This is a genomic window from Vibrio sp. 14N.309.X.WAT.E.F5 (assembly GCF_030397615.1).
In the GTDB taxonomy this organism is placed as follows: Bacteria; Pseudomonadota; Gammaproteobacteria; order Enterobacterales; family Vibrionaceae; genus Vibrio; species Vibrio lentus.
Genome location: NZ_JAPNXR010000018.1, coordinates 62,917 through 88,991, shown reverse-complemented (window position 1 = coordinate 88,991; position 26,075 = coordinate 62,917). Strand labels below are relative to the sequence as shown.

At 43.9% G+C, this 26,075-nt stretch carries 23 protein-coding genes and 1 pseudogene; 14 read left to right on the top strand and 10 right to left on the bottom strand.

What is annotated here, in order from left to right; genetic code table 11:
* Positions 1-139 precede the first annotated feature (139 nt).
* The 6 genes from OW495_RS17690 (at position 140) to OW495_RS17665 (ending at position 5,329) form a co-directional block, all read left to right on the top strand.
* On the top strand, positions 140-829 hold the full coding sequence (locus OW495_RS17690) for a DUF2786 domain-containing protein (protein WP_029223537.1): 690 nt from the start codon (positions 140-142) through the stop codon (positions 827-829).
* Between the two features lie 114 nt (positions 830-943).
* Entirely contained in the window at positions 944-1,612 is a 669-nt protein-coding gene (locus tag OW495_RS17685; RefSeq protein ID WP_065111151.1) for an OmpA family protein, read from the top strand.
* A 157-nt stretch (positions 1,613-1,769) separates the two neighbouring features.
* Positions 1,770-2,849 carry a J domain-containing protein gene (locus OW495_RS17680; RefSeq protein ID WP_289887592.1) on the top strand — a complete coding sequence of 360 codons (1,080 nt, stop codon included), beginning with the start codon at positions 1,770-1,772 and terminating at the stop codon, positions 2,847-2,849.
* Between the two features lie 165 nt (positions 2,850-3,014).
* Positions 3,015-3,203 (top strand): hypothetical protein, encoded by a 189-nt coding sequence (locus tag OW495_RS17675; protein WP_017078672.1) that lies wholly within the window; start codon positions 3,015-3,017, stop codon positions 3,201-3,203.
* A gap of 321 nt (positions 3,204-3,524) precedes the next feature.
* On the top strand, positions 3,525-3,932 hold the full coding sequence (locus OW495_RS17670; protein WP_017106714.1) for a SulA-like leucine-rich domain-containing protein: 408 nt from the start codon (positions 3,525-3,527) through the stop codon (positions 3,930-3,932).
* 293 nt (positions 3,933-4,225) lie between these two features.
* Positions 4,226-5,329: a phosphoribosylaminoimidazolesuccinocarboxamide synthase gene (locus tag OW495_RS17665; protein ID WP_017632354.1), complete on the top strand. Its 1,104-nt coding sequence runs from the start codon at positions 4,226-4,228 to the stop codon at positions 5,327-5,329.
* 100 nt (positions 5,330-5,429) lie between these two features.
* Here OW495_RS17665 and OW495_RS17660 read toward each other — a convergent pair whose 3' ends face one another.
* Together OW495_RS17660 and OW495_RS17655 are read right to left on the bottom strand one after the other, a co-directional pair.
* Positions 5,430-5,807 (bottom strand): hypothetical protein, encoded by a 378-nt coding sequence (locus OW495_RS17660; RefSeq protein WP_017110913.1) that lies wholly within the window; start codon positions 5,805-5,807, stop codon positions 5,430-5,432.
* Between the two features lie 203 nt (positions 5,808-6,010).
* A complete protein-coding gene (locus OW495_RS17655) occupies positions 6,011-8,404 on the bottom strand; it encodes a helicase-related protein (protein ID WP_289887590.1) in 2,394 nt (797 codons plus the stop codon).
* A gap of 183 nt (positions 8,405-8,587) precedes the next feature.
* Between OW495_RS17655 and OW495_RS17650 the strand changes: the two genes are divergently transcribed.
* From OW495_RS17650 to OW495_RS17640, 3 genes are all read left to right on the top strand, one after another.
* Positions 8,588-10,276 carry an NAD-dependent malic enzyme gene (locus OW495_RS17650; RefSeq protein WP_017106710.1) on the top strand — a complete coding sequence of 563 codons (1,689 nt, stop codon included), beginning with the start codon at positions 8,588-8,590 and terminating at the stop codon, positions 10,274-10,276.
* Positions 10,277-10,471: 195 nt separating this feature from the next.
* Positions 10,472-11,224, top strand: coding sequence for an ElyC/SanA/YdcF family protein (locus OW495_RS17645; RefSeq protein WP_102314990.1), 753 nt, complete (start codon positions 10,472-10,474; stop codon positions 11,222-11,224).
* A gap of 245 nt (positions 11,225-11,469) precedes the next feature.
* Positions 11,470-12,840 carry a DASS family sodium-coupled anion symporter gene (locus tag OW495_RS17640; protein ID WP_102512630.1) on the top strand — a complete coding sequence of 457 codons (1,371 nt, stop codon included), beginning with the start codon at positions 11,470-11,472 and terminating at the stop codon, positions 12,838-12,840.
* A 175-nt stretch (positions 12,841-13,015) separates the two neighbouring features.
* Here the strand turns inward: OW495_RS17640 and OW495_RS17635 are convergent, their stop codons facing one another.
* Entirely contained in the window at positions 13,016-13,366 is a 351-nt protein-coding gene (locus OW495_RS17635) for a GlpM family protein (protein WP_017106708.1), read from the bottom strand.
* A gap of 122 nt (positions 13,367-13,488) precedes the next feature.
* Entirely contained in the window at positions 13,489-14,784 is a 1,296-nt protein-coding gene (locus OW495_RS17630) for a GGDEF domain-containing protein (protein WP_102512631.1), read from the bottom strand.
* A gap of 291 nt (positions 14,785-15,075) precedes the next feature.
* Here OW495_RS17630 and OW495_RS17625 point away from each other — a divergent pair, with 291 nt between their 5' ends.
* Positions 15,076-15,900, top strand: a complete 825-nt coding sequence (locus OW495_RS17625) for a DUF2797 domain-containing protein (RefSeq protein WP_017082764.1) — start codon at positions 15,076-15,078, stop codon at positions 15,898-15,900.
* 132 nt (positions 15,901-16,032) lie between these two features.
* Here OW495_RS17625 and OW495_RS17620 read toward each other — a convergent pair whose 3' ends face one another.
* Both OW495_RS17620 and OW495_RS17615 read right to left on the bottom strand, forming a co-directional pair.
* Positions 16,033-17,325, bottom strand: coding sequence for a sensor domain-containing diguanylate cyclase (locus OW495_RS17620; RefSeq protein WP_102314992.1), 1,293 nt, complete (start codon positions 17,323-17,325; stop codon positions 16,033-16,035).
* Positions 17,326-17,567: 242 nt separating this feature from the next.
* Positions 17,568-18,452, bottom strand: a complete 885-nt coding sequence (locus tag OW495_RS17615; RefSeq protein WP_102512632.1) for a LysR family transcriptional regulator — start codon at positions 18,450-18,452, stop codon at positions 17,568-17,570.
* Between the two features lie 196 nt (positions 18,453-18,648).
* Between OW495_RS17615 and OW495_RS17610 the strand changes: the two genes are divergently transcribed.
* Positions 18,649-19,320, top strand: a complete 672-nt coding sequence (locus OW495_RS17610) for a type 1 glutamine amidotransferase domain-containing protein (protein ID WP_102311468.1) — start codon at positions 18,649-18,651, stop codon at positions 19,318-19,320.
* A 180-nt stretch (positions 19,321-19,500) separates the two neighbouring features.
* Here OW495_RS17610 and OW495_RS17605 read toward each other — a convergent pair whose 3' ends face one another.
* The 3 genes and pseudogenes from OW495_RS17605 to OW495_RS17595 all read right to left on the bottom strand — a co-directional run.
* Positions 19,501-20,736, bottom strand: coding sequence for a cysteine desulfurase-like protein (locus OW495_RS17605; protein WP_102512633.1), 1,236 nt, complete (start codon positions 20,734-20,736; stop codon positions 19,501-19,503).
* Positions 20,720-21,376 carry a 2OG-Fe dioxygenase family protein gene (locus tag OW495_RS17600; RefSeq protein ID WP_029225866.1) on the bottom strand — a complete coding sequence of 219 codons (657 nt, stop codon included), beginning with the start codon at positions 21,374-21,376 and terminating at the stop codon, positions 20,720-20,722. Before OW495_RS17600 ends, OW495_RS17605 begins: the two co-directional genes overlap by 17 nt.
* A gap of 730 nt (positions 21,377-22,106) precedes the next feature.
* Positions 22,107-22,363 (bottom strand): annotated as a pseudogene (locus OW495_RS17595) (DDE-type integrase/transposase/recombinase); the annotation flags it as partial.
* A gap of 602 nt (positions 22,364-22,965) precedes the next feature.
* Here OW495_RS17595 and OW495_RS17590 point away from each other — a divergent pair.
* Entirely contained in the window at positions 22,966-23,331 is a 366-nt protein-coding gene (locus tag OW495_RS17590; protein ID WP_102512634.1) for an HdeA/HdeB family chaperone, read from the top strand.
* Between the two features lie 9 nt (positions 23,332-23,340).
* Entirely contained in the window at positions 23,341-23,838 is a 498-nt protein-coding gene (locus OW495_RS17585) for a DUF1269 domain-containing protein (protein WP_289887589.1), read from the top strand.
* Between the two features lie 454 nt (positions 23,839-24,292).
* Here OW495_RS17585 and OW495_RS17580 read toward each other — a convergent pair whose 3' ends face one another.
* Complete coding sequence (locus OW495_RS17580) at positions 24,293-24,679, bottom strand: DUF6575 domain-containing protein (protein ID WP_102352042.1); 387 nt, start codon at positions 24,677-24,679, stop codon at positions 24,293-24,295.
* Between the two features lie 313 nt (positions 24,680-24,992).
* On the opposite strand from OW495_RS17580, the gene trxB reads away from it, so the two are divergent.
* Positions 24,993-25,952 carry a thioredoxin-disulfide reductase gene (trxB, locus tag OW495_RS17575; protein ID WP_012603688.1) on the top strand — a complete coding sequence of 320 codons (960 nt, stop codon included), beginning with the start codon at positions 24,993-24,995 and terminating at the stop codon, positions 25,950-25,952.
* Positions 25,953-26,075: the final 123 nt, after the last annotated feature.

The window sequence follows — 26,075 nt, the reverse complement described above, 5'->3', positions numbered from 1 at the left end:
ATCGCCCCTCTACATTGCCTTCCACACTTCCCATCCGAGCCCTTTTAATACGATCCAAACCAGTTTGGGCTTTCTGTTATCTGACAAAACATGTAAAATGTCGGACTTTTCAAAATTTGCGGTAATGATTAAGTAGTCGATGGATAAGAAAAAAGCCCTAAAGAAAATAGCCAAGTGTCTTGAGCTTGGAAATTCAGCGAACGTCAACGAAGCGGCCAATGCAATAAAGATGGCGCATAACTTGATGCTGAAATATGGTCTCGAGAAAGACGATATTGAATTTATCAAAATGGGGAAAACTCAATCCAGTCACCTGTTGCCGGCAAACATCAGCTCTACACTGTTGCGCGTTATTCGTGGTATCAACACTAAGTTTGGCGTAGAAGCCGTGTTACTGAACCACAAAGGCCTTAAGCGTGTGGAATTCATTGGCGAAGCCGACCGCGCGATCTTCGCTGCCTTTGCTTTCGACATCATTTATCGTGAATTGAACGAGCATACTGGCCAATTCAGAAACAGCTTTGCAGGATCAGGGACAGGTTCACTCGAAGTCACTCGTCGCGTAAATTCTTACGTTTCTGGCTGGGTAGAAGGTGCGCTTGAAAAGTTGCCAACCATTACCCCGGACGACGAGTCAAACAACAAAATCAATAACTATATTGATAAAGAATTTGAAAATATTGACCGTGAAACCTTCAAACAACAACTAAGAGAAGCGATGAAAAACCTCACCGCAGACTACGAAGTTGGTTTGAAAAAAGGTCGCAAGTTGTCTGTTAATCGTCCAGTTGGCGGTGCCCAAGCAGTTAAAAAGATAACTAAATCATAGTGCCACTTTACATTGCTTCAGCGTATTGATAAAAACCATCATTAAGACTTACAGGACTAATTGTTGTCATTCGTTACTTATATGTTTGACAGAAGTACATGATGGAGAAATACGTTGAAAAAAATCACACTAGCCCTAGCGCTTACTGTCGCTCTAACGGGTTGTCAGGCAACTCAACGCCAAAACGCTACAACTGGCGAATCTGAGACTAACTCTGCAACTCAAGGCGCTCTAATTGGAGCAATCGCTGGTGCCGTTGCTGGTGCTGCTACTGGTGACAACTCTAAAGATCGTGGTAAACGCGCACTGATTGGTGCGGCAGGTGGCGCAGCTGTTGGCGGTGGTATTGGTTACTACTTTGACCGACAAGAAGCAGCACTTCGTGAAGAGCTAATGAACTCTGGCGTTCAAGTCGAGCGTGTTGGTGAGAACCAGCTTCTACTTCGTCTAGAAAACGGCATTGGCTTCGAATCAAGTTCTTACGCTTTAGAATCAAGCATTCACAACACACTTCGCGGTGTTGCTCGTATCTTAGTTGAATACCCAGACACTAGCCTAGTGATCGAAGGTCACACTGACAGCACTGGCAGCGAATCATCGAACCAAATCCTTTCTGAGCGTCGCGCTGAATCTGTTCGTGCATTCTTGATTTCTCAAGATGTCGCTGCAGGCCGTGCCATTGCTCGTGGTAACGGTGAGCGCTACCCTCTATGTGACAACAACACGTCTCAAGGTCGTGCTTGTAACCGTCGCGTAGAAATTCAAATCTTGCCGCTTAAGTAGCACGATTAAAGCCCTGTTACCTTTATCTATTGAATTAACCACTATATAGTTGCTTGTCAGTCGCATGGCTTATTTAAAGCGTTACGACTTAACACTCAGCCACATAGCGTATTCATACTGATACATCGGCACTGGGCTTTTTTACGAGACTTATCTTTTGCTTATCTTATCCAACTTCTGGTCATCGTCACTTCTTAGAACTCTATTTCTAGCCCTAGTCTTTTCCACGATACAATTGTTCGCCCCACATTTCGTTCATGCGGAAAGCAGCACTGAACTCTCATTATCTCCACAACCTCAAGACTCAACCTCTCAGTATCGATTAGCCCAATCGTATGAGCTGGGTACTGACGTGCCTAAAAACATCGATGACGCATTCTATTGGTATTCGCAATCAGCGGACAGCGGCAATGCAGATGCGCAGTTTAGACTTGGCGAATGGTACTTGGCGGGAACAAGCGTAGAGCAAGATAACAAACTTGCATTGGAATGGTTCATCAAAGCGGCGCTACAAGGCAACAAGCGCGCTCCCAGTGAGGTGGCAAAGATCTATGAGTCCTCACTTGCGAAAGATCTACTCCAACCATTAGATGCAGCACAGCTATGGTATGAAGCGGCCTTAAAAAACAATCCTGATGCAGAAGATGGCTACAATCGCGTTCTGGAAGCACAGTTCAACCAACAGCGTGCCAAGCAAATCTCTTCGATTGAGCAGCTCAATGACAACGTCAGTGCAGAAGCCAATACAAATCCACCAAGTACCTTCCCTTCGGCACTAACGTCTAGAGACCAAGCAACACGTTCTAATCTAACAAGCTCTGACTATATGATTGGCGCAGTGCTGGCCGTTTTGATTGCAATAGTGAGTATCAGCGCGACTCTGGTTATCTCGCGAAAGCGACAAGGCCTGAAGTCTGGTGAGTTAAATCAGCAGCAACAGACACTGGAAGCACAGCTTAGTGCGAAAGACTTCACCATTAAGCAGCAAAAGCGTCAGCTTCAAACCATCTACAACGAATTGAAGAAGCAGAAAAACAACAAAGGTCTAAATGCTTTGCAAGTGGCCTGTGCTCTCTTTGGCTACACACCTAAATCTATTCCTGACCAAAAAAGCATTAAGATTCGATACAAACAACTCTCTAAAATCTATCACCCTGACGGTCATGGATGTGACGAAGAAATGAAACGTTTGAACAATGCGCTAAAAACCATTTTACAAAATGTTACAAACCCGTAAACAACTACACATATTCATTTTCCAAGATCGCAAAGATACCGATTTTATTAGTGTTGCAATCGATCCCCCTCTCAAAAACGGGTAACAAACTATTAACTAATGGGTCTTACTTGTGTCATAATTTGCGCCGAAAATACACCTGACTTAAACAGGTGAGGAGAAAATATGTTCACAATAGAAGGCGTTTGTGATTGGTGCAAAAAGCCAAGCCTAGTAAAAAAGCACGACTACCTAGATGGTAAGTGTCATCATGCATGTAAAGAGTGCAATGATATTGCAACCATTGATGTTCGCCAGTTCAATATTGGTGAAATGGAAATGAGAACAAAACTCTCCCAAGCGACACTGAGATAAGTAACACCGTTGAAATATAAGAAAGCGCCTAAGGCGCTTTTTTTGTATCTGGGGTTTATCTTCTTATCTTCTATACAGGTATATACAGTACTTTTCTGCAAAAACCACTGTATACACCTGTATAGAAATCACATTTTTTCAATTTATGAGACAAAATACAAAAATCAGTCGAATTTAATTTAACTATAAATATCAACAATTTAAGATACATCCCCTTACTTATCTGCAATAAAACGACCAATAATCCCGCAAAAACTGCTTGATCTTATAAGCAACAAAAACTACTGTATACACATACAGCATGTATATAAGGACAGCAAAATGATTCAAGCACACGTTAAAGCCCAACACTCTAGCCCGCTAGTTCACTGCGCATTTACATCAGTTTCTCGTAAAAGCAAAAACTCAAACGAGGAAGCGTTGTTCGCAAGAATGGCGTTGCTGTCCAATCAACATCAATGGCTGCTGTTTACTGCTCAAACACCAAGACCATCCGCTAAGCAGCTTAAGCAACACAATGTTTGCTGCGAGCGTGTTATCCATATGAAAGCGTCGAACCAAATGAATGAAGTAGAGACAGTCGAGAAAGCAATACGCTCAGGAAACGCGAGCGCAATCGTTGCGAGTACGTCTATCGACTCATTCAGCCAACAATACCTGAGAACGTTAGGCCAACGCTTTCAATGCGAAGTGTTCTTCATTGATGAAACTTCAGAGCGTATTCATTAAGCCGACCTCGCTTAACAATTTAGCTCACAAACGTAGCTTAATCTTTTAGCTAACAAACTTAAGTTAACTTAACAGCATGCGCCAAAACACAGACCAACAGACTGCCTTCCCCTGCCCTACAATTCGCCAATTTTCTAGCGAATAGTTAGGCGGGGGTTTTTATTTGAACAACAGAATTAGCAATCGTTTGCTTTTTATCTGGAAGCAAATAATAGATTGGGTATAATGCCCGTCTAATCATGTGCACACCGCACTTCTCTGTATGACGTTTGATAAAAGATAGGAATGTCTAAATGAGCCTTGCTGATCAAGTTCTTGCCGTAAATGATGACCTACCAATCCGTACTGATAAACCTGTCCACAGTGGCAAGGTTCGTTCGGTCTACTGGTTAACTGAAGAAGATAGCCAACGACTAATTAAAGAGAAAGGCTATAACGTAGCACCCGATGCGCCGTTAGCCATCATGGTGATCAGTGACCGTATCTCTGCGTTTGATTGTATTTGGCGTGGTGAAGGTAATCTTAAAGGAGTTCCAGGTAAGGGAGCGGCTCTGAATGCTATCTCTAACCACTGGTTCAAATTGTTTAAAGACAACGGCCTTGCTGACAGTCACATTCTTGATATCCCTCATCCATTCGTATGGATTGTACAAAAAGCTCGCCCAGTCATGATCGAAGCGATTTGTCGTCAATACATCACAGGATCTATGTGGCGTGCATACGCGAACGGCGAACGTGAATTCTGCGGTATCGAGATGCCTGAAGGCCTTGAGAAAGACAAGAAATTACCTGAGCTACTGATCACGCCTTCTACAAAAGGGATTTTGAAAGGAATTCCTGGTGTACCAGAAGCTGACGATGTGAACATCACTCGCAACAACATCGAAGACAACTTCGCAGCGTTCAACTTTACTCAAGCAAGTGACATTGCGCATTACGAGAAACTTCTAAAAGAAGGCTTCAACGTAATTAGCCAAGCGCTAGCAAAAGTCGATCAAACCTTTGTCGATACGAAATTTGAGTTCGGCTACGTGAACGATGCTCAAGGCAAAGAAAAGCTTATCTACATGGATGAAGTGGGTACGCCAGACTCATCTCGTATTTGGGATACTCAAGAGTACAACAAGGGCAACATCGTCGAAAACTCGAAAGAAGGTTTCCGTCAGTTCTTGCTTAACTACTTCCCTGACGCGGATATTCTTTTGAACAAAGAACGTATGCCAGAGCGTGAAGCGTTAGCTCGTGACAATGAGCTTCCTTTGGATGCATTGATGTCTCTGTCTCGTACTTACCTTGATATCGCGGCGAAAATCACCGGGGGCGAGATTGTATTAAGCGACAATCCGAAACAAGAAATCATTGATGTGCTTCGTGCTGATTATGGGCTAATCGATTAATCGCAAGTTAACAAGTTAGTCAGCTAATACGCTTACAAGCACAAATTTTAGATACTAAAAGGGCCTCAATATTGAGGCCCTTTTTACAATGTATATTTCATCAAAGCTTGATAGTGAACTCTTCACCAGAGTTATCTGCAATCACCAAATGACTACGCGATTCAATATAATCAATCTGCTCGTCTTCAAGCGAATATGGCATGACAACCTTGAGCTCATTGATCCCTTCTAGCTTGGCAAGCTTAAGTAAGGTAACAATGTTCGACTCATCACTTTTACGCGTCGACATTGATTTCAATGCCATTTGCCATAAGCGATCTTCTGGGCTGGCGAGCTCTTTAATGCTATCTCTCCAGACGGTACTGAATACTGGCGCAATAGTGGTGAGAGCTTCCAGAAAAGTCCATTTTTTACTGCATGAGGCGCCAAGAAATGTTGTGTAATCGAACTCTACACGCGTCTCTTCCTGTTTATCCATGATGTCCCCCGACACTTTGGCAACACAATATACTCAATATCTATCAACTCTTTCTTTATAGCAATAGGATATAGAAGAATGGTCTTTTATGACCTTTTGATTGGTTAAAAAGGCATATAAAAATCAAACTTGTAACATAAAAAACACTGAAAAATCATATATGCACCTATTTGATTAATATTTTAGAGATAAAACTTATCCATCTATTTTATGTCGATAATCCGACTCGCTTTCTTATATTGAATCCGCCAACCAGACCATGTTGGAAGCTCCCAACGCTTAGGCGATAGCTTTCTACTCCCCGACTGATAATGCACATGAATCAGCTTTCTTGCAGGGAAGTATTCGACATCAAGATGTAAGTCAGCAAGGCTCAATGCAAACGGGTATTTTTCCGCAAACTCTGGATATAGCCAAATTGGGATACCATCAAATGGAATATCGGCATGTTCAAACATTTCCAACTCGCAGACATCCGTGACACCTAACACTTCAAGCTGTTCTATAAACCATAGCTCAAAGTTCATTTGGTCAATTTCTGGTGTGTATTGGACTTGTTCATCGAGCCCAAGTTTCACATACAACTGCCAATGTTTGATTTCTTGAGTACGAGCTTGTACAAAACCGGGAAGGTGGACGCCTTTTAACACAAGATCGACGATTGGCTTTAATGATAACTGGCCTTCTGCTGCAATAAGTTTGCTCGTAATCGTACGGCCAGCGTACACCAATGTCATCTCAGTAAAAACGCCATCATCATTGACCACGGTTTCACCTTGCTCCCACTCTCCCATCTCCGCTTCAATCATAAGATCCAAAAGAATAGGTGCAGTGACCGTCGCCAAGGTCAGTGTTTGCTTAACGCCTCTTCCCGGCAAACTATGGGTATCAAGCACCAACATCGCTTGTGCATTATCCGGGAAACGATTCTGACGACCGAGCACAACCTCTAACGATCCATTAGCAAAGGCTTCTTTTCGTTTCAGCCTGCGCAAAAACACCAGTTCTGGGTGAAGTTGAACAATAGTGTTCAGCAGTTCAATGCGTTTGAAACGTGACGCGACTTCTAGCTGAGGAAGCTCAAACACCTCCCGCATTTGCTTAGCCAGTCCTTGTGCTTCATTCAGTGCCTGTTGATCGATATCTAAATGCGGATAATCACGGCCGCGGACAATCTGAATGAGTAAGGTTAAGTCACAGCCTTCTTTTTCTTGTTGAGCGAGTGCTTCAAGATGTTCTGCATTGTTTGGTAATTGATACAAGCGAGCAGGCACAGACAACGCAGCCGTGAGATCGACCATCGCTTCTTTGAGTGCTTTGGTTTTGATGCGAGTTACAATGTCTGCATACAAGGCATCAATCGGCAGTGGATACAGCTTTTTGCCGTGCTCGGTAATTTGATGGTCGGCGTTAATCGCCTCCATCGTCAGCAAGGTTTGAGTCGCACTGTTTAACGACTTCTCAGGGATTGGATCAAGAAAAGATAAGCTCTCGATCGAGTTGCCACAACATGCCGCGGCCAACATAGGTTCTGTTAATTCTTCGCGTTGCAGTTCGGGCGGTGTCACTAACTCTAATGCGGCGTGTTCTCCGTATAAACGAACGCAGACACCATCCATTACCCTGCCTGCACGTCCAGCTCGTTGCTTGGCACTGGCTCGTGATATGGATTTAAGCATCAGAGTCGTTCTGCCATTGCGCTGAACGGTGCGTCTTTCTAATCCTGAATCTATCACAACACCAATGTCAGGAATGGTTAACGAAGTTTCTGCCACGTTGGTAGCAAGGATAACTTTTCGCAAACTGTCGTCGTTGTTGGTATTGGTGTAAGTATCGATATTACGACCAGCGAGCGCCAAATCTCGCTCTTTATCACTGACCGATGCGTGCAGTTTCACCACTTGGATATCTAGATTCTTCGCCAAGGCTTGCTCACATTGAACGATCTCTTTTTTACCCGGTAGAAAAACCAACATGTCGCCGTGTGAAGCAATGAGTTGATGATTCACTTCTTCCGCGATGCGCTGCTCTAGATGTCGAATATCAGGCAGTGTTCTGGATTCGTTCGCTCGGTGTTCAATATCAACTTGATAGGTGCGACCTTCGCAGCTTATCCGACCCGCATTCAAATAGTGAGCGAGACGTTCCCCTTCGATGGTTGCAGACGTGATCACCAAGCGATGGCTCTCTTTTTGTTTCAGAATCGCCACCAGCAAATCGATATCCCAACGCCTTTCGTGAAATTCATCGACAACGATGACATCAAAGCCAGCAAGCCCATCTTCAGATAGCCAGCGCAACGCGATGCCCGGAGTAACAAAAACAACGTCAGTTTGCTCGTTGTATTCCGACTCAAGCTTGATCGCATAACCCACTTTGCTACCAAGCTTCTCACCCGATTGCTGTGCGAGATATTTAGCCAGTGAAGTACACGCGATACGCCTTGGTTCAACCACAAGAACTCGCCCGTGTTGGGAAGCCCAAATTGGCAAGCGCGTAGATTTACCTGATCCGGTTTCAGCCTCTACGACAAGGTGAGAATTAACGATTTGTTCGTGGAATGCGTTTTGATAAGCATCGATGGGCAGTAATGACATAAAGAGGGAAAGTCGCAAAAAGTGTGAGCAAAGTATAACGAATTATGACGTTCAAATTCGATAAGTGTGGGACATGGGTAAGAATATCATTTTGTTTGCAAAGATCGGAGGGAAACTATTTACAATTGAATAACTAAACCGTTATCATTTTTCAGTTACCCTTTCTCCCATATTAGGCATCCAATGAACAACGATAAACGCCCTCTATATATCCCTTACGCTGGTCCTGCTCTACTAAGTACACCTCTTCTAAACAAAGGCAGTGCATTCTCTGCTGAAGAACGTAGCTCTTTTAACCTTGAAGGTTTATTACCGGAAACAACCGAAACAATCCAAGAGCAAGTAGGACGTGCGTACAAGCAATATTGTAACTTCGAAAGTGATATGGATAAGCATATCTACCTTCGTAACATCCAAGACACAAATGAAACGCTTTTTTATCGTTTAGTTCAAAACCACATTTCTGAAATGATGCCTATCATTTACACGCCTACAGTTGGCGCAGCATGTGAGAACTTCTCAAATATTTACCGTCGTGGCCGTGGTCTGTTTATCTCATACCCGAACCGCGACCGTATCGATGATCTACTGAATAATGCGACAAACCACAACGTTAAAGTTATCGTGGTTACGGATGGTGAGCGCATTCTTGGTTTGGGAGACCAAGGCATCGGTGGTATGGGTATTCCAATTGGTAAGCTAGCACTTTACACAGCTTGTGGCGGTATCAGCCCAGCTTACATGCTACCAATCGTGCTTGATGTGGGTACCAACAACCCTCAACGTCTTGCAGACCCAATGTACATGGGCTGGCGTCACCCTCGCATCACAGGTGCAGATTACGATGCATTCGTTGAAGAGTTCATCCAAGCGGTTCAACGCCGTTGGCCAGATGCTTTAGTTCAGTTCGAAGATTTCGCACAAAAGAACGCAATGCCATTGCTTGAGCGCTACAAAGATCGCATCTGTTGTTTCAACGATGATATCCAAGGTACAGCAGCAGTAACGGTTGGTTCTCTACTTGCAGCATGTAAAGCAGCAAACACCAAACTTTCAGACCAACGTATTACCTTCTTAGGTGCGGGTTCTGCTGGTTGTGGTATTGCTGAAGCCATCATTGCTCAAATGGTATCTGAAGGTATCAGCGATGAGAAAGCGCGCTCTCAAGTTTACATGGTTGACCGTTGGGGTCTTCTACAGGAAGGCATGCAAAACTTGCTTGATTTCCAACAGCGCCTAGTACAAACCAACGCGAACACCAAAGATTGGGAAAGCGACGGTACGGGTTTCTCTCTACTAGACGTTGTTCGTCATGCTAAACCAACCGTATTGGTTGGTGTATCTGGCGCGCCGGGTCTGTTCAGCAAAGAAGTCATCAAAGAGATGAACCTTCACTGTGAACGTCCTATCGTATTCCCACTATCAAACCCAACAAGCCGTGTTGAAGCAACACCAAACGACATTATTCGTTGGACTGATGGTCAAGCACTTGTTGCGACAGGTAGCCCGTTTGAGCCAGTAACTCATAACGGCACCACTTACCCAATCGCTCAGTGTAACAACAGCTACATCTTCCCTGGCATCGGCCTTGGTGTATTGGCTGTGAATGCTTCACGCATCACTGATGAAATGCTGATGGAATCAAGCCGTGCGCTTGCAACGTGTTCTCCACTAGCCATCAATGGTTCAGGCGCTCTACTTCCACCATTGGAAGAAATCCACACCGTGTCTAAAAAGATTGCTCTTGCTGTTGGTAAGAAAGCTATCGAACAAGGTGTTGCACTAGAGATCACTGAAGAAGCACTACAACAAGCGATTGACCAACACTTCTGGCAGCCGGTTTACCGTCGCTACAAGCGTACGGCATTCTAATAAATCGTGCTGTACTTTGAATAAAGCGTACTGCGCTTGGAATAAAGAGCGTTAACTACTCTTATAAGAGCCTCTGCAACTGCAGGGGCTTTTTTCTTTACATTGTCTTGTCTTTTTAACTGATTTTTCTCATTTTTATTTGGTATTATCGAGCACTCAAAAAATTATGCTCATGCACAAAGGACCTTACCGAGAGTGAAATTCGATTCTCATATCTTCCGCAATTACTTACCTAAAGCTTGCAAGAAACTGCAAGGCTTTCTGTATGGCTCTTTCCTAGTCTTTCTGGTGGGCAGCGCTGCAGTTATTGCGATCGATTTTTGGGTTTCATGGCAGGCTAAAGATCGCATCATCTACGAAATCGATGAAGTACCTGAACGCGAAGTAGCCGTTGTGCTTGGCACCAGTAAATATTTGGGCAGAACGCTCAACGATTATTATAAATATCGAATTGAGGCCGCAATTGAGCTTTTTGATCGTGAGAAGGTCAATCAATTCTTACTGAGTGGCGACAATGCTCATCGTTCTTACAATGAACCTTGGACGATGAAACGCGACCTATTGAGAGCAGGTGTCCCCGACGAGCGTATCAATCTGGATTATGCTGGCTTTCGAACTTTGGACTCCATTGTTCGTGCTAAGAAGATATTCGATACCGATAACTTCCTGATCATCACTCAAGAATTCCACTGTGAAAGAGCACTGTTTATCGCAAATTCTTATGATATTCATGCGCAATGTTTGGCGGTTTCCGGCCCAACTCATCACTCAGGCCTCTCAATACGTTTAAGAGAAGTTTTTGCACGAACCAAAGCGTTTCTTGATCTGTATATTATGGGCACGACACCCAAATTTTTAGGGCCTAAAGAACCGATTCAGCCGAACCCAAAACAAGAATCATCGCCGATTCCTAGCCCGATTGCAGACCCAGAAGATACCGATGTGTAGAAATCTACACATTTTAAATTTGTTGCCTCACACTTCCCCACTGTTACACAAAAACACACCAACACGCCTTTATTAACTTAAGTAACATTCTCCCAACAAAGTCTGACCCTACATCAAGCCATACGCCTCGAAGCTTTTTACTTTGAGAGCTGTATAACTTGAAAACAAGATACCTCGAAAATAATAAGCACCACTCAATGACGTTGGTGCACCAATAAAACGAGGATAAACAAAAGGAGCGTCTTATGACGGCACTTGTTACTACACTGAAACACTGGTTGTTTACCCGCAACAGCATGATATTAATCGGCAATTTCGCGTTATTTGCACTTTTGATCAATACCCTCCCGTTCGAAACACAAGTGAACACTGGCCTAAGTATTCTCGTGTTTGTTGCGATCTTATGGTTAACCGAGGCTATCCACGTCAGCATCACCGCTTTGCTCGTTCCCCTATTGGCTGTCTTGTTCGGTGTATTTAACACGCCCGCTGCTTTGGCTAACTTTTCTAACCCAATCATCTTCCTATTTATGGGTGGTTTTGCCCTTGCCGCCGCGCTCAACAAGCAAGAGCTAGATAAAGCGATTGCTGACAAAGTGCTGATACTAGCGAAAGGCAAAATGTCGGTGGCAGTATTCATGCTATTTGGTGTGAGTGCTGGATTATCAATGTGGATTTCAAACACAGCGACCACCGCGATGATGCTGCCTCTTGTTCTCGGCATCATGAACAAAGTCGACCAAAGTGAAGACCGCAACACCTACGTATTCGTACTACTAGGTATCGCTTACTGTGCATCGATCGGTGGTATTGCAACCGTAGTAGGTAGCCCACCGAACGCAATCGCAGCCGCAGAAGTTGGTCTGAGTTTTACTGAATGGATGGCGCTTGGCCTACCGATCACGATGATCTTACTGCCAGTCGCGATGATTATTCTGTATGTGATGACTAAGCCAAAGCTTGACCACAAATTCGAGCTCGACCACGCTCCTGTTGAATGGACGAACAGCAAGAAAATCACACTGTCTATCTTCCTTCTAACGGTAACGCTTTGGATATTCGGTAAGCCAATCAATGCAATGATCGGCGGCTTCTCGAAGTTTGATAGCTTGGTTGCGATTGGCGCGATTGTACTGCTTGGCGCTTCTAGAGCGGTCGAGTGGAAAGATGTTGAGAAGACAACGGATTGGGGCGTATTAATCCTATTCGGTGGCGGTATCTGTTTAAGTAACATTCTTAAAGCGACCGGAACCAGCGTATTCCTAGCGCACTCTCTAAGCGGCTTTTTAGAAACAGCAGGCGTTCTGCTAACGATTCTAGCGGTAGTATCGTTCGTCGTATTCCTAACTGAATTCGCAAGTAACACAGCCAGTGCTGCACTGCTTGTCCCAGTCTTCGCAACCATTGCTGAAGCACTAGGTATGTCACCAGTTATCTTGTCAGCTCTGATTGCTGTTGCCGCTTCTTGTGCCTTCATGCTGCCAGTTGCGACACCACCTAATGCGATTGTCTTTGCTTCTGGCCACATCAAGCAGAAAGAAATGATGCGAATCGGTATGGTGTTGAACCTAGTTTGTATCTTAATACTGACACTGTTCGCTTGGATCTTCTGGTAAGCACGAACGCCTTATAGTTAGGCTCTACCTAAACTGGCTGCAGCTCCCCCGCTCAGCCAGAATAAAAATAAAACGCTTTTCTCTTTTGGTGGCCCCGCGCCACCTTTTTTGTTTTTGTATTGGCTACTGGCTACTGGCGAAATCAAACAGCTCATCACTCTTCAGAACAACCTCATTAAATCGCACTGGGCACTAAGCGCGTCCAACCTAACAGCAGCATAGAAGCACACATAACCCAAACGACAGTGGCTAATGAGAGTGTCGATACCAAGTTATAGCGATAACTGAACACATAAACCGCGCCAAGATAAGCTGCGTATGGCACAAGCGAAAACAGCCCAAATAGCGCCGTAGTGCGTAACTCCACCATAGTTTGTTCAGTACCAACAATGTAATGAGCAATCAAAGCGAAGGTAGGAAACAACGGTACTAAGCCAGCGATGTAAAAGCTCTTACTCTTCGACAACAGCGCAATCAGTAAAACGGCAGCCGCACCAAGCAAGCATTTAAAAAACAGTGAGATCATTTCAATACATTATCCAACAAACCAACAAAGGCTCTAGAGAGTAAACTCATATAGCGCCCATAAAAACGCCACACGTCACATATGCACGTGTGGCTTATAAAGTAATCGACACAATTAGCAGATTAGTGACTCAAGATCACCTGATTTCGCCCAGAATGCTTCGCTTGATATAAGGCTTCATCAGCGCGTGCGATCGTCTCCGTCACCCTCTCTTGCTTCATTTCAGCAATGCCAATACTGCAAGTGAGCGAGTCACCATGAATCCAAAGGTGTTGGCTGACCAAAAGTCGAATCTTCTCAGCCTTTCTTTGCGCTTCACCCGCTTCGGTTTCAGGGCAAAAAACAATAAACTCTTCACCGCCCCAACGCACCAATTTATCTGTCGCGCTGATAGAACTGCCCACCACCATGCTGAACTCACGCAAAATATGGTCGCCCATCTGGTGTCCGTATTTGTCGTTCACACTCTTAAAGTAATCAATATCCAAATACAGCATGCTCAGCTTTCCATGACCCTGCTTCACATGCTGTGACTGCATCTTCAACCAATCACGAATCGCGTGTCGGTTGAGTATTCCAGTCAACTCATCTCGGTGAGCCATTTCTGAAAACTCGAAGTTTTGTTCTCTCAATGCTCGATTGACGTTCTTCAAGTGATGATGTCTTTTCTCTGCAATCACCATGCGCTTTCTTGATCGGTGCAACTCTGAAAGCAGGAACGCAGTGCCCGTCCCTACCCAAACAAACAGCAAGATCATAAACAAGCTTTCGCCCGTGATATACGTACCTTCGAACTCTATACTGCGTATGACAATTCGATGGTGACCAAGCTTCGCACCCGATGCCGTCGCGAATTCGACCATGTTGACGTTCGAATACTCAGGCGCTGAATGCTCCAACGCGATATCGTTATCGGCGAGCCACCATGTCATCACTTGTAAATTGTCGATCGGAATCTCAATAACTCCGCCATCCACACCAGGCGAAAACTCCATACCGTTGTACTTATGCGTGTACTCGTCATCAGGAATTGAGTAAGCGGGATTATAGTTGCGTAGATAAGTTCTTAAACGACCGCTTGAATCCGCTTCCGCATGATAATCAATATTCACTCTAAAGGTGTGGTACTGAGACAGGTCAAGGCCAACGGTGATGTCTGGATTAATACGAATCGATAGGCCGCAATAAGGCCACGGATACTCTGACTCTTTAAGCTCACAGTCGAGAATATACTGCCCATTTTGATAGGATAATTGGGACGTACTAACGCCCCTATCTACTTGATCGCTGGTCGCGATAAATTCATATTGGTCAGGCGTAATTGCCGTTATCACACGATTTCCGCTCACACGGTAATACTGGACAATCGCCAGTGTCGTGATAACTAAAAAGATGACTATTTTATGGATCCACTTCACGTCTAAGCTTCCGGCTTAAGGTCCCTATGTTGGGATTTCACGATAAAAAATAAGTTAGGTAAATTAGTGATCTTAATGCCAATAATTTACTAAAAAACGTTATATCACGCCTGAACAAAATGTCATACCATAATTTTATCCGCGAATTATTCACGCCGATAATCAAGTAATATTGCGTATAAAAACAGGCTCTATTTGTTATACTCATCGCATAATCATCGTTAACCGTAGCGCCTGCTGACAGAGCGTCCGAGTCGACGAAATAATAATCAAAATACAACGAGTAATGTCATGTCTTTATTAGCAAAAGGAACACTCAAGAAAATGAGTGCTTCGCTCGATGGTGCGGTTACCTACCGTTTACCTGTCGGTGAAGAGTTTGTAGAGCTAAACCCTCTGATTGGTAAAACCATCAACCTCACTCACACCGGTAATATTTTTTGCTGCTCGTGTGGCAAGAAAACCAAGAAAAGCTACTCTCAAGGTCACTGCTTTGTGTGCATGAGAAAGCTAGCAAGTTGCGACATGTGCATCATGAAGCCAGAGACTTGCCACTACGATGAAGGCACGTGTCGTGAGCCTGAATGGGGCGAAGCGAACTGCATGGTTGATCACTTCGTTTACCTGTCGAACACATCAAGCCTTAAAGTGGGTATCACTCGTCATACTCAAATCCCGACTCGCTGGATTGACCAAGGTGCCACTCAAGGCCTGCCAATCTTGAAAGTGAAAACTCGTCAGATTTCTGGCCTGATTGAAGTTGAATTGGCAAAGCATATTGCTGACAAAACCAACTGGCGCACGCTGCTAAAAGGCGATGGCGACGATATGGAGTTGGTAGAAAAAGCCAAAGAACTTTTGCCGTTGGTTGAGGATAAAATCCAAGAGATCAGAGCGAAGTTTGGTGACGATGCTATCGAGATACTAAGTGAGAACATCACGTCACTCAGCTACCCAGTTGAACAGCACCCAGTGAAGATTGTCTCGCACAACTTTGATAAGAATCCAGAGGTGACAGGTGTACTTCAAGGCATTAAAGGCCAATACCTAATCCTAGATACGGGCGTGATTAACATCCGTAAATTTGGCTCTTACGAAGTTGAAGTGTCTGCATAATTTGTAGAGCTTAAGCGTTTCCCATAGTGAGAACAGCTTAGGTAACAGCCAAAACTAACAATGCCCTGAAGCCAACACTTCAGGGCATTTTCGTTATGAATTGTCTTCGTTTTGAAACATTAATTCGAGGAATTAATGCGCAACCACATCGCCACACACGCGATTCTTGCCAGCCGCTTTCGCTCGGTAAAGAGATTGGTCAGTTAGGTTAACCAGCGCGTCGATAGAAACAGTGCCTTCGCAAGCTCGACTATCACTCACTCCGATACTCACGCTCACATTAAAACGAACTTGCTCATCAATCTTAAATTCGGTTTGATTAAACTGTTGGCGAATAAGATCAGCGACTTGATGAGAAACTTGAGGTGACGCGTTAGGGATAAATACAATGAATTCTTCACCGCCCCATCGACCCGTTACACCACCCGCTTTCTCGACATTACGCTTGGTAATATTAGCCAAAGCGCAAATAACCTCGTCACCCACCATATGCCCGTAAGTATCATTGATCGATTTGAAGTCATCGATATCTAGCAGCATACATGCGAGATGAGTACCTGAAGCAAGATGCTCCCGTAACCATTCATAAATGGCTCTTCGGTTAAGCAAGTCGGTCATTTCATCGTAATTCGCTTGGTGAACCAACCGCTTTTCCAGCATCACTTTTTGAGTCACGTCTTCAAGCACAACCTGAACAGCTGGCTGATCTTTCCAAGTAATCGCATTATCGTAAATATTAAAAAACCGATGAACACCGTCGAACCCAATATTTTCAACCACCGTGCTCGTACCCGACAGTTCACCAGACACAATCGCTTGATAGTGCTTATAAATGCCATCTGTATTTTGCTGTGGCACCAACTCAAGAATGGATTCAAGCGCTAATACTTGCTCGATGGAAGATCCACCTTGCAGTTTGACCCAGGATTGATTGACCATCAACGGCTTAAAGTCTCGGTGAACCAAGATGCCCTGCCCTGATTGCATGATCATATCGTGGTACATCTGGTCTTGCTCACGCACCACATTTTGCAGCTGAATCGCAGGAGAAAGATCGATGACTGTTACTTGCAGTGCAGGCCTGCCTTGCCACTCAGTGACATGGTCAATAGAGAACACCGTAAACTCTCTGCCATTGCGATCAATATTGGTATAGGTATGAACCTGAGGGTCTCGTTGACCACCGACGGTTTCTAGATAATTCTTATAGGCCGCAACATGAAAATCTTCTGGAATGAGATCCAGAAAGCTATCAATATTAGACAGTAGTTCTTCGGGGGATGAGTACCCATAGATGCGAGCATAATTAGCGTCAACACTAACTACATTCATATCTTGAATAGTTATTACACCGTACGTGGATTCAAAATTTATTGAAGACATGGCCAACTCCGCACTCTCGCTATACTCTTCAAACTGGAGCATAACAACAAATCCTGCCAACGCTTCCACACAATCTATCACGCGTTAGGGACATTAATATTTCCTGTAGTATATCGTACTGTTGCGGGCTTCTCTACAATTCAATCACTAGCACGAGTCAACAAAAGTAGACAAGTCTCTCAATCCTATTGTTCGCGTCAGAAAACAGAAAAAGATAACCTATATCTATGTAACTATTATCTTTTTCTAATTTTGGTTTTAAATTGAACGACGTAAGCCGTTCGTTACTCATTCCAATCGGAAAAATAAGCGACTAAGAAGTCGATAGCCAGCCTTGCTCTTTGTGGAAGAAAGCGACGGTTCTGGTATACGATCCAACTGCTTGTACCTGCTCCCCAATATTCTTCTAGCACTGGAACAAGCTTTCCATTGGCAAGACCGCCATTGAAGCTGCTTTTGGGAAGATAAACAATGCCAAGCCCTTCTTCACAAGCTTTCAGTACCGCACTCGAGTTATTGCTTTTCCAACGCCCATGCACACGCACCGCGTTTAACGGTTTTCCGTCTTTCTCAAACAACCACTGATCACTGTTGGCAATAATACAGCTGTGCAATTTCAACTGTTCTGGCTGTGTTGGAGAACCGAATTGGTCGATGTAGTTCTGACTCGCGGCCGCTGCCATCGGGCGATCGACAAGCTTCCTTGCCACCAAACCCGAATCATCAAGTCGGCCATAACGAATCGCGAAATCAATACCATCTTCGATGAAGTTAACCATATTGGTATTGAAGTTCATTTCGATAGTCAGATCAGGGTGGTCTTTCGCAAATTCCATCAGCGCCGCTGCAACATAATTTTCAGCAAACGCACCCGCCGCACTCACACGCAAAGTACCGCTCAGCTGAGCTTGTTGAGATGTGACTTGTTCATTCGCCTGTTGCAGCCCAATAACCAGATCTTTGCATTGCTGATAATAGGTATGCCCAGACTCGGTCAAACTCACCATACGAGTGGATCGAGCGAGTAAAGCCACACCTACCCGCTCTTCTAATCTCGATACTTGGCGGCTGACATGGCTGGTACTACAGCCCAGCTGTTTTGCTGCTGCAGAAAAGCCGTGACACTCGGCTACCGCCACAAATTCATTAATACCTTCAAAGCTATCCATACTTCACCTGTTTACATCTAACGAATTCACATCCGACTAATTCACACCCACTATTGCTATATAGCAATAATGTTTTGCCTACACGGCATATTATCACTCAAATGGTTTACTACTAGTATTACAGGTAACGAAACAGCGGCATCTAAATCAAAACAACGACGCTGAAACCAAACAAACGTGCTCAAAGGAACGAATCATGAAAAAAATACTAATCCCAGTGACTAACCACGCAACACTAGGCGATACAGACCAAGCAAACGGTACATACGCTCCAGAACTGACTCATGCACTGAAAGAGATCATGGCTGCGGGTTTTGAGTACGACATCGCGTCTATCAAGGGTGGTAAAGGTCCTCTGTATGGAACCGATATTGAAGGTGATTCAGTAAACACCGAGATCTTGGCTGACGATGACTTCCAGAACCGCATTAACAATACGATTCCTGTAAGCCAAATTAACGTAGAAAGCTACGATGCTATCTTCTACCCAGGTGGATTCGGCCTACTTTCTGACTTAGCAACCGACGAGCAATTCGCAACGATTGCTGCTAAACATTATGAAGATGGCGGTGTGATCGCATCAGTATGTCACGGCCCAGCAGCACTGCTTCCGATTGTTCTGAGCAATGGCGAGAAACTATTAAGCTCTAAATCGGTGACTGGCTTTACTCGTGAAGAAGAGATCGACTTTGGCACCATCAATGACATCCCGTTCTTATTGGAAGAATCTCTTGCTCGTAGCGCAGCGCGTTTCAACAAGGTTCAACCTTGGCATGAGCTTGTAATTGTTGATGAGCGAGTGATTACCGGCCAAAACCCAACCAGTGCGCACGCAGTAGGCGCAGCTCTAGTTAAGCAACTGTCTTAGTTAAATCACGGACTTTTTCGATTAGCGATTAGCGGCTTTAGTCTTAATAGACTTTGCTAAACAGATATAAGTTCATGAAACAAAAAGAGCATACTTCCTACTCAATATTCTTGAGAGAAGCATGCTCTTTTCTAATTCTGTAGCTATCAAGTGATAGTGACTTCTTGCTAATTACTTCTGCTAGTGGCTTCGCAAGATCCCTTCAAGCACATTGAACAACAAGTCGATCTCTTCAATCGAGTTGTAATGCATACAACCAATACGCACCACGCCCTGCTCTTCAATACCCAACTGCTTCACCAGTCCTAATGCGTAAAAGTGACCATTCCAAACGCAGATATTATGCTCGCCCAACTTCTTAGCGATGAACTCTGGCGAATGGTTTTCAAAGGTAACCGCAAACGTTGGGGTTCTTAGATTCGAATCAAACTCGGTTTTCCCGTAAAGCTTTGCTCCTTCAAGATCGGACAAGCGTTTCAGGAAGTACTCACTGAGTTGGCTCTCGTGCTTGTTATACAGCGCGTAGCTTTGCTCTAAACGAGAACGCAATGAATCGGCGGGATCGCCTAATTGTGCCAAGTAATCCACTGCCGCAATAACACCGGCAAGGCCTTCAAAGCTTTGCGTACCAGTCTCAAATCGACCTGGGCCGATATTGGTTGCAGGCTCTACCTTGTAAGGCTTTAAAGTATGCAGCCATTGAGGCGCAACATAAGCAATGCCAACATGCGGGCCGAAGAACTTATACGCTGAACACGCTAAGAAATCGCAATTCAGTTGCTGAACATCGATCAAGTGGTGTGGCGCGTAATGCACGGCATCGACATAAACCTGCGCACCATGCTGATGTGCAAGCTCGATCACTTTTGCCATGTCGACAATAGAGCCCGTCGTATTCGAGGCAAACGTCACCGCGACAAGCTTGGTTTTCTCATTAAGTAGCGATTCAAAATACTCCATATCCAAACTGCAATCCGACTCGTCTACGCGAACTTGGCGAACAATCGCGCCTTTGTCGTCTGCCGCTTGCTGCCAACTCGATACATTTGAGTAATGGTCTAACGCCGTGACGATAACTTCATCGCCCTCTTTCCAATCGCGGCTGATCGCTCGGCTAAGCTGGAAGGTCAACGATGTCATGTTCGCACCGAACACAACATTGCCAGAAGACTCCGCATTAAGCAGTGCTTGCGCCGCTTCTCGCGCTTGCTGCATTAAGCTTGTGGTCTTTTGGCTAGAAAAATAGTGGCCGCCTAGGTTTGAATTGAAATGCCCTAAGTATTCCGTCATCGAGGCTAAAACATTCTCAGGCACCTGAGATCCACCCGGACCATCAAAAAAGGTCACAGGCTTACCGTTATGATATTGGCCTAAAGCACTAAACTGTTGGCGCACATCATTAAGAGTGAAGGACATTGCGTGCATCCTTAGCTGTTAGAACAAACACATCCATATAGCCCATCTCATCGTGGTCTATGGTGCGAATCGGTTGTGCATTGTGCCAAAGCTTACTGTCTGCCAGCATCGCAACCTCGCCATCACCTAACACCTTTCTAAAGAATGGCGCTTCATGTGAGTCTTGGTACAACATGATTTCGCCACCCACAATGTTGTGTCGGTTCACACCGATTAAAGCGATATGGTCAAAACCATCTTGGTGAACCCCTTCTGGAGCAACCTGAGTTTCTTCAAAAATAGCGGCAATACGGATTTGATGGATTTCGATTTCTTGCCCGTCTTCAAGTCCGTTAGTTTCAATAAACAGTTCACACATTTCTTGCATGCCTTCACTGCTTAGAATATTCGCTTCAATCGGCTCGAACTGACGAACAACGTCACCTTGAAAGTGATTAATGTTTTCAGACTGAACAAAGTTATGTTTGTCTTGCTCAACGACTTGTCCATTACTGAATTGAACCACCGAGTACCTTCTCAATCGAAACTGGCCATCCGCATGCTCTGTGCTTGGTAGCTTAGAGAATGATGGTGACAACTCCTCAACCGCGTGGTTACTGAGGTGGGTAATATGTAGGGTATTTTCGTGAGCATGTAACATCATCGACTCCTTAATGATTGTTAATTAACTTGCGATATTTAACGTTTTATTTACATAAAGGATACTTGAAGATCTTGCCAAATCAACATTAAACAATCATTTATCCCGTCAGATTTAATAATTCAGACACAAAATCCAACTTGAAATTCAAAAGCAGTGTATAACACCAGAATAAAAGATGACCAACTCTTAAAACTAGCACACTCCACTAGCTAGTTATAAATCCCTAAAAATTTAAATTAAACGATATTATTAACTGGCAAGCTAGATTTCATATTGTGTCAGCCCTTTCGCTTCAATACGCCAGCCTCCTTGCATGAACTCAGGCACCACGCTCGTCATCATTCATTTCTATGCTTTTGCACAATGAAATACGACCTACCTATCAGTTGCCAAGCTATTGATTATTTACACAACAAACTGAAATTGGTTAATTTATGACTAAGCCAGAAACCAAACGCCTTTGCTTGCGCGTCTGGAACAGGTCGAGTTCGGGGGGAACTCGACCGCCCTTAATTCAATTTGCTTCCTTTCAGGTCGCGGCTTCACTGTCCTTTCTCGTAATAAGCTTTTATCTAGAGTCTTGATGGCCTGAAGCGTGCTAGCGCTGGGTGCTCCCTTTCTCTGACAGTTTGGTGAATAAGTTAGTTTTGCCTATACAAGCAACGTATTTAAACAAGTAGGATCACAGTAGTTAGTGAAATGTCCACTCAGGCTGGATCAGAGCACTACGGAACAATGTCATTGATAACGCATCACAGACCAGAGTCGCGGTCATTCTGGTGTTCATTGACCAACCAACTACTTGCCGTGAGTACAAGTCGATAACAACGGCTAAATACATCCAACCTTCGCTGTCGCTAGATAGGTAATATCTCCAGCCCATTTTTGGTTCGATGTTGTCGCATTAGAGTCTTGCTCAAGCAAGTTCGGCGCAACAGGAAGCCGATGCTTGCTGTCTGCCGTACATTTGGACTTACGTGCGGCAAGCGACACCGACTTTGTCTGCTAACTTAAGCGTTTCGGCTTTAAATTCAGGAGTATGTTTGATTCGTGCTTTCTTAGTTGTCATTGTTCACCTCATTAGTGATTGTACTCAGTGCCCAAATTCTGGTGCGGATCAAAGGATATGATCGTTTTAATTCGCCAAGAAGGTGATAAGTCAGCAGAAAAAAGCGAACCGTAGCAACAGCAACCTTTCGCGAGTCCTTGCAGGGCAAGGTGCTTCGTAATCGTGCCCTATTTACTAGGCACTAGAGAATCCTCTTCCTATATAGATATTCTGCATAGCTATGTTTTTTTGTTTTAGTTATAAAAACTGTCTCGCGTAGCTCATCAGAAATTGAGTTTTGGCAAATTCACTAAGACTTAGTAATCAGTCTTTAAAAATAAATAACGCACTATATAGCTGGATATAAAACGGTGATAAAAAGTAGATAAACTAATGATAAAAGAGCAAATCGAATTAACTCTAACCACTTGTTATAAAGGTCAAATTTAATAATTAGTTTTTGATTACCCTTGATTTATAACAATGTGTAGATGTTTCATTAGTATTTGTCTCACACCTACTCAATGAGAGAAATAACATGACAAATAAACTACTTAACCTTTCTATTGTAACGCTTGTAACATTCTCTACATTTGCTCAAGCAGCAAATGATGACATTTTAGATACAGCATCCACAACAGCAGAAATACAGGTTGAGTCAACTATTACTTGTGCCGATTTTTTGGAACTAGACCAAGAAATTATTCCTATCAGCGTTAACTATTTAATGGGTTGGGATTCAGAAACACAAAGTATTGATACTCATAAAGTTGAATATTTTGACACTATCGATATCACTCAGATTGTGGAAGTTTGTGAACAAGAACCAACGGCTTTAGCGGTAGAAGTTATTGAACAACAAACCGCAAAAACAAACGCAAAAAAAATTGAAAAAGCACTGTAGGACTAAATAATGAACTCAAATAAAACAATCGCTATCGCACATACTCATGCTGACGCAGAGTATTTAGTCACTCAGTTAGCAAAGCAGGGTTTCCCTATTGATAAAATGTCGATTATCGGCAAAGGCTATGAAACGGAAGAGCATGCTAGGGGCTTCTACAACATTGGTGACCGAGTCAAATCTTGGGGTAAGACCGGCGGTTTATGGGGCGGTATCTGGGGAGCGCTTGTTGGTTCTGGTCTTTTTTGGTTGCCTGGTGTTGGTGCTGTACTTGCTGCAGGTCCATTTGTTGCCACGTTAGCAGGGGCAGTGGAAGGGGCAGTCATCACTGGTGGGTTCTCAGCGTTGGGCGGTGCCTTAGCGAGTGTTGGAATTCCAAAAGACAGCATCATTAAATATGAAGCAGCAATAAAAACAGATAAGTACCTAGTCATGCTTGATGGTACTGAACAGCAATTGCTCGATGCTCAGGTATTTATTGAAGATCATCCTGGTAGTTCAATTTAATTAATACATTACTTTAGCTTATGTTTTTGAATACTCACACAGCAACTAGGTCTGAGTATTCAACTGAATAGCCAGTAGATAAAGGGTCTTTTAATATACGAAAGCCATTTTTATTTTTCGATTAGCTTTTGATGACTAAAGGTAACATCATGAGCTGTAGAACGACCACTAATTTACTTTCCATTCAAAATTTTGTATTAGATTCTTGTAATCGATGTCTCCGTATTTACCTGATTGGTAGTCCTGATATGCGGTGACAATTTCGTTGCTGTTAATAATAAAATGGTCTCTTCAAACTTCGGGCATTTTGTATCTGATCTACCACATAAACCTTAGACACCAAATTAATCGACTTTCCATATCTATATTTATTCATAAGTCGCTAATATTCAATTTTCCAAAACTCATTTATGTCCAAAAGCAAGCTTCAGAACCCGCAACTCACCTGCTCCCACTAAAACATACAAGCTTCTTCAATGTCTATTTCAAAATCAACGGGCGGTAGGTTTACTAAATGCTTGTTCGTTGTGTTTAGCAGTTCGACTTTCGCGGGCTTCCCTACTTCGTTTGTGTAGATAGTCGCTAAATAAAGCTTGTCTGAACGGTGGAACGCATCGTGAAAGCTCACTTCTTTGTTTAACAAGCTGGCCAGTAATGGTTTGGTTACCGGAATGTAAGCCCACTTAATGCACTGGCCGTTGTCATAGTCCCCACTCCAATACACCATAAACCTTTGGGTGTTTTCATTCTTAACCGAGAAACACTTCGGTCCTAAAACGTCTTGATACACTTCTAGTAGTTCCAATTTACCTAGCTGTGTGCCTGTTGGGAGTAAGTTCATTGCTCGATCCTCATCTTTCTAACGTTGCCTATCAAACCTTGCCTATAATCTTATAGTTAAATACTGTTTTTATATACAGTTATTTGGGCGTATTTTGATATGCTCGTTATAAATCGAAAAGTCGGCAGCAACAATCAATGAAGAATGCGGCGATTTCGCCGATCTTTAAGTCACGAAAACGTTTGTCTCTATTAAGTTCTAACGTATAACGAATAATTACACTTCTGCCCTTGTTTAACCTTTTATTGCCTCCATATTTTCCATACAATCCTAAGCGATTATAAATAAAAACAATTTCAATTTCGGAGTCCTCATGAGCGACGTAAAGCACTGTAATTTATTGATTCTTGGTTCTGGCCCTGCTGGCTATACAGCTGCAGTTTACGCTGCTCGTGCAAACCTAAACCCTGTACTTGTGACAGGTATGCAGCAAGGTGGTCAGCTTACAACCACGACAGAAGTGGAAAATTGGCCTGGTGATCCTGAAGGTTTAACGGGTCCAGCTCTAATGGATCGCATGAAAGAGCACGCAGAGCGCTTTGAAACAGAGATCCTGTTCGACCACATTAACGAAGTAGACCTATCTAACCGCCCTTTCCGTCTTAAAGGCGATTCTGGCGAGTACACGTGTGATGCATTGATCATCTCAACAGGCGCATCAGCTAAGTACCTAGGTTTAGATTCTGAAGAAGCATTTAAAGGCCGTGGCGTTTCTGCTTGTGCAACGTGTGACGGTTTCTTCTACCGCAACCAGAAAGTGGCGGTTGTAGGTGGTGGTAACACGGCTGTTGAAGAAGCACTTTACCTATCGAACATCGCGTCTGAAGTTCACCTAGTTCACCGTCGTGACACGTTCCGCGCTGAAAAGATTCTTGTTAAGCGTTTAATGGACAAAGTAGAGAACGGCAATATTGTTCTCCACACTGATCGCACGCTAGACGAAGTTCTGGGCGACGACATGGGCGTAACTGGCGTTCGCATTAAAGATACTCAGTCTGATAAGACAGAAGACATCGAAGTAATGGGCGCATTCATTGCTATCGGTCACCAACCAAACACTGAAATCTTCAAAGGCCAAGTCGACATGAAAGATGACTACATCATCGTTCAGTCTGGTCTTGAAGGTAACGCGACACAGACAAGCATCCCTGGCGTATTCGCTGCGGGTGACGTAATGGACCACAACTACCGCCAAGCAATCACTTCTGCTGGTACAGGTTGTATGGCTGCACTGGATGCTGAACGCTTCCTAGATGGCCTTAACGATAAGTAAATCTGAGATTGCAGATTTGATTATCGGTGCTCTCGCCTCAGTAGATGCAGGGTGTCATCACATTTTGTTGTAAATCCCTAGAGCCCAGTGGTATATCCACTGGGCTTTCTTTTGTATACTAGC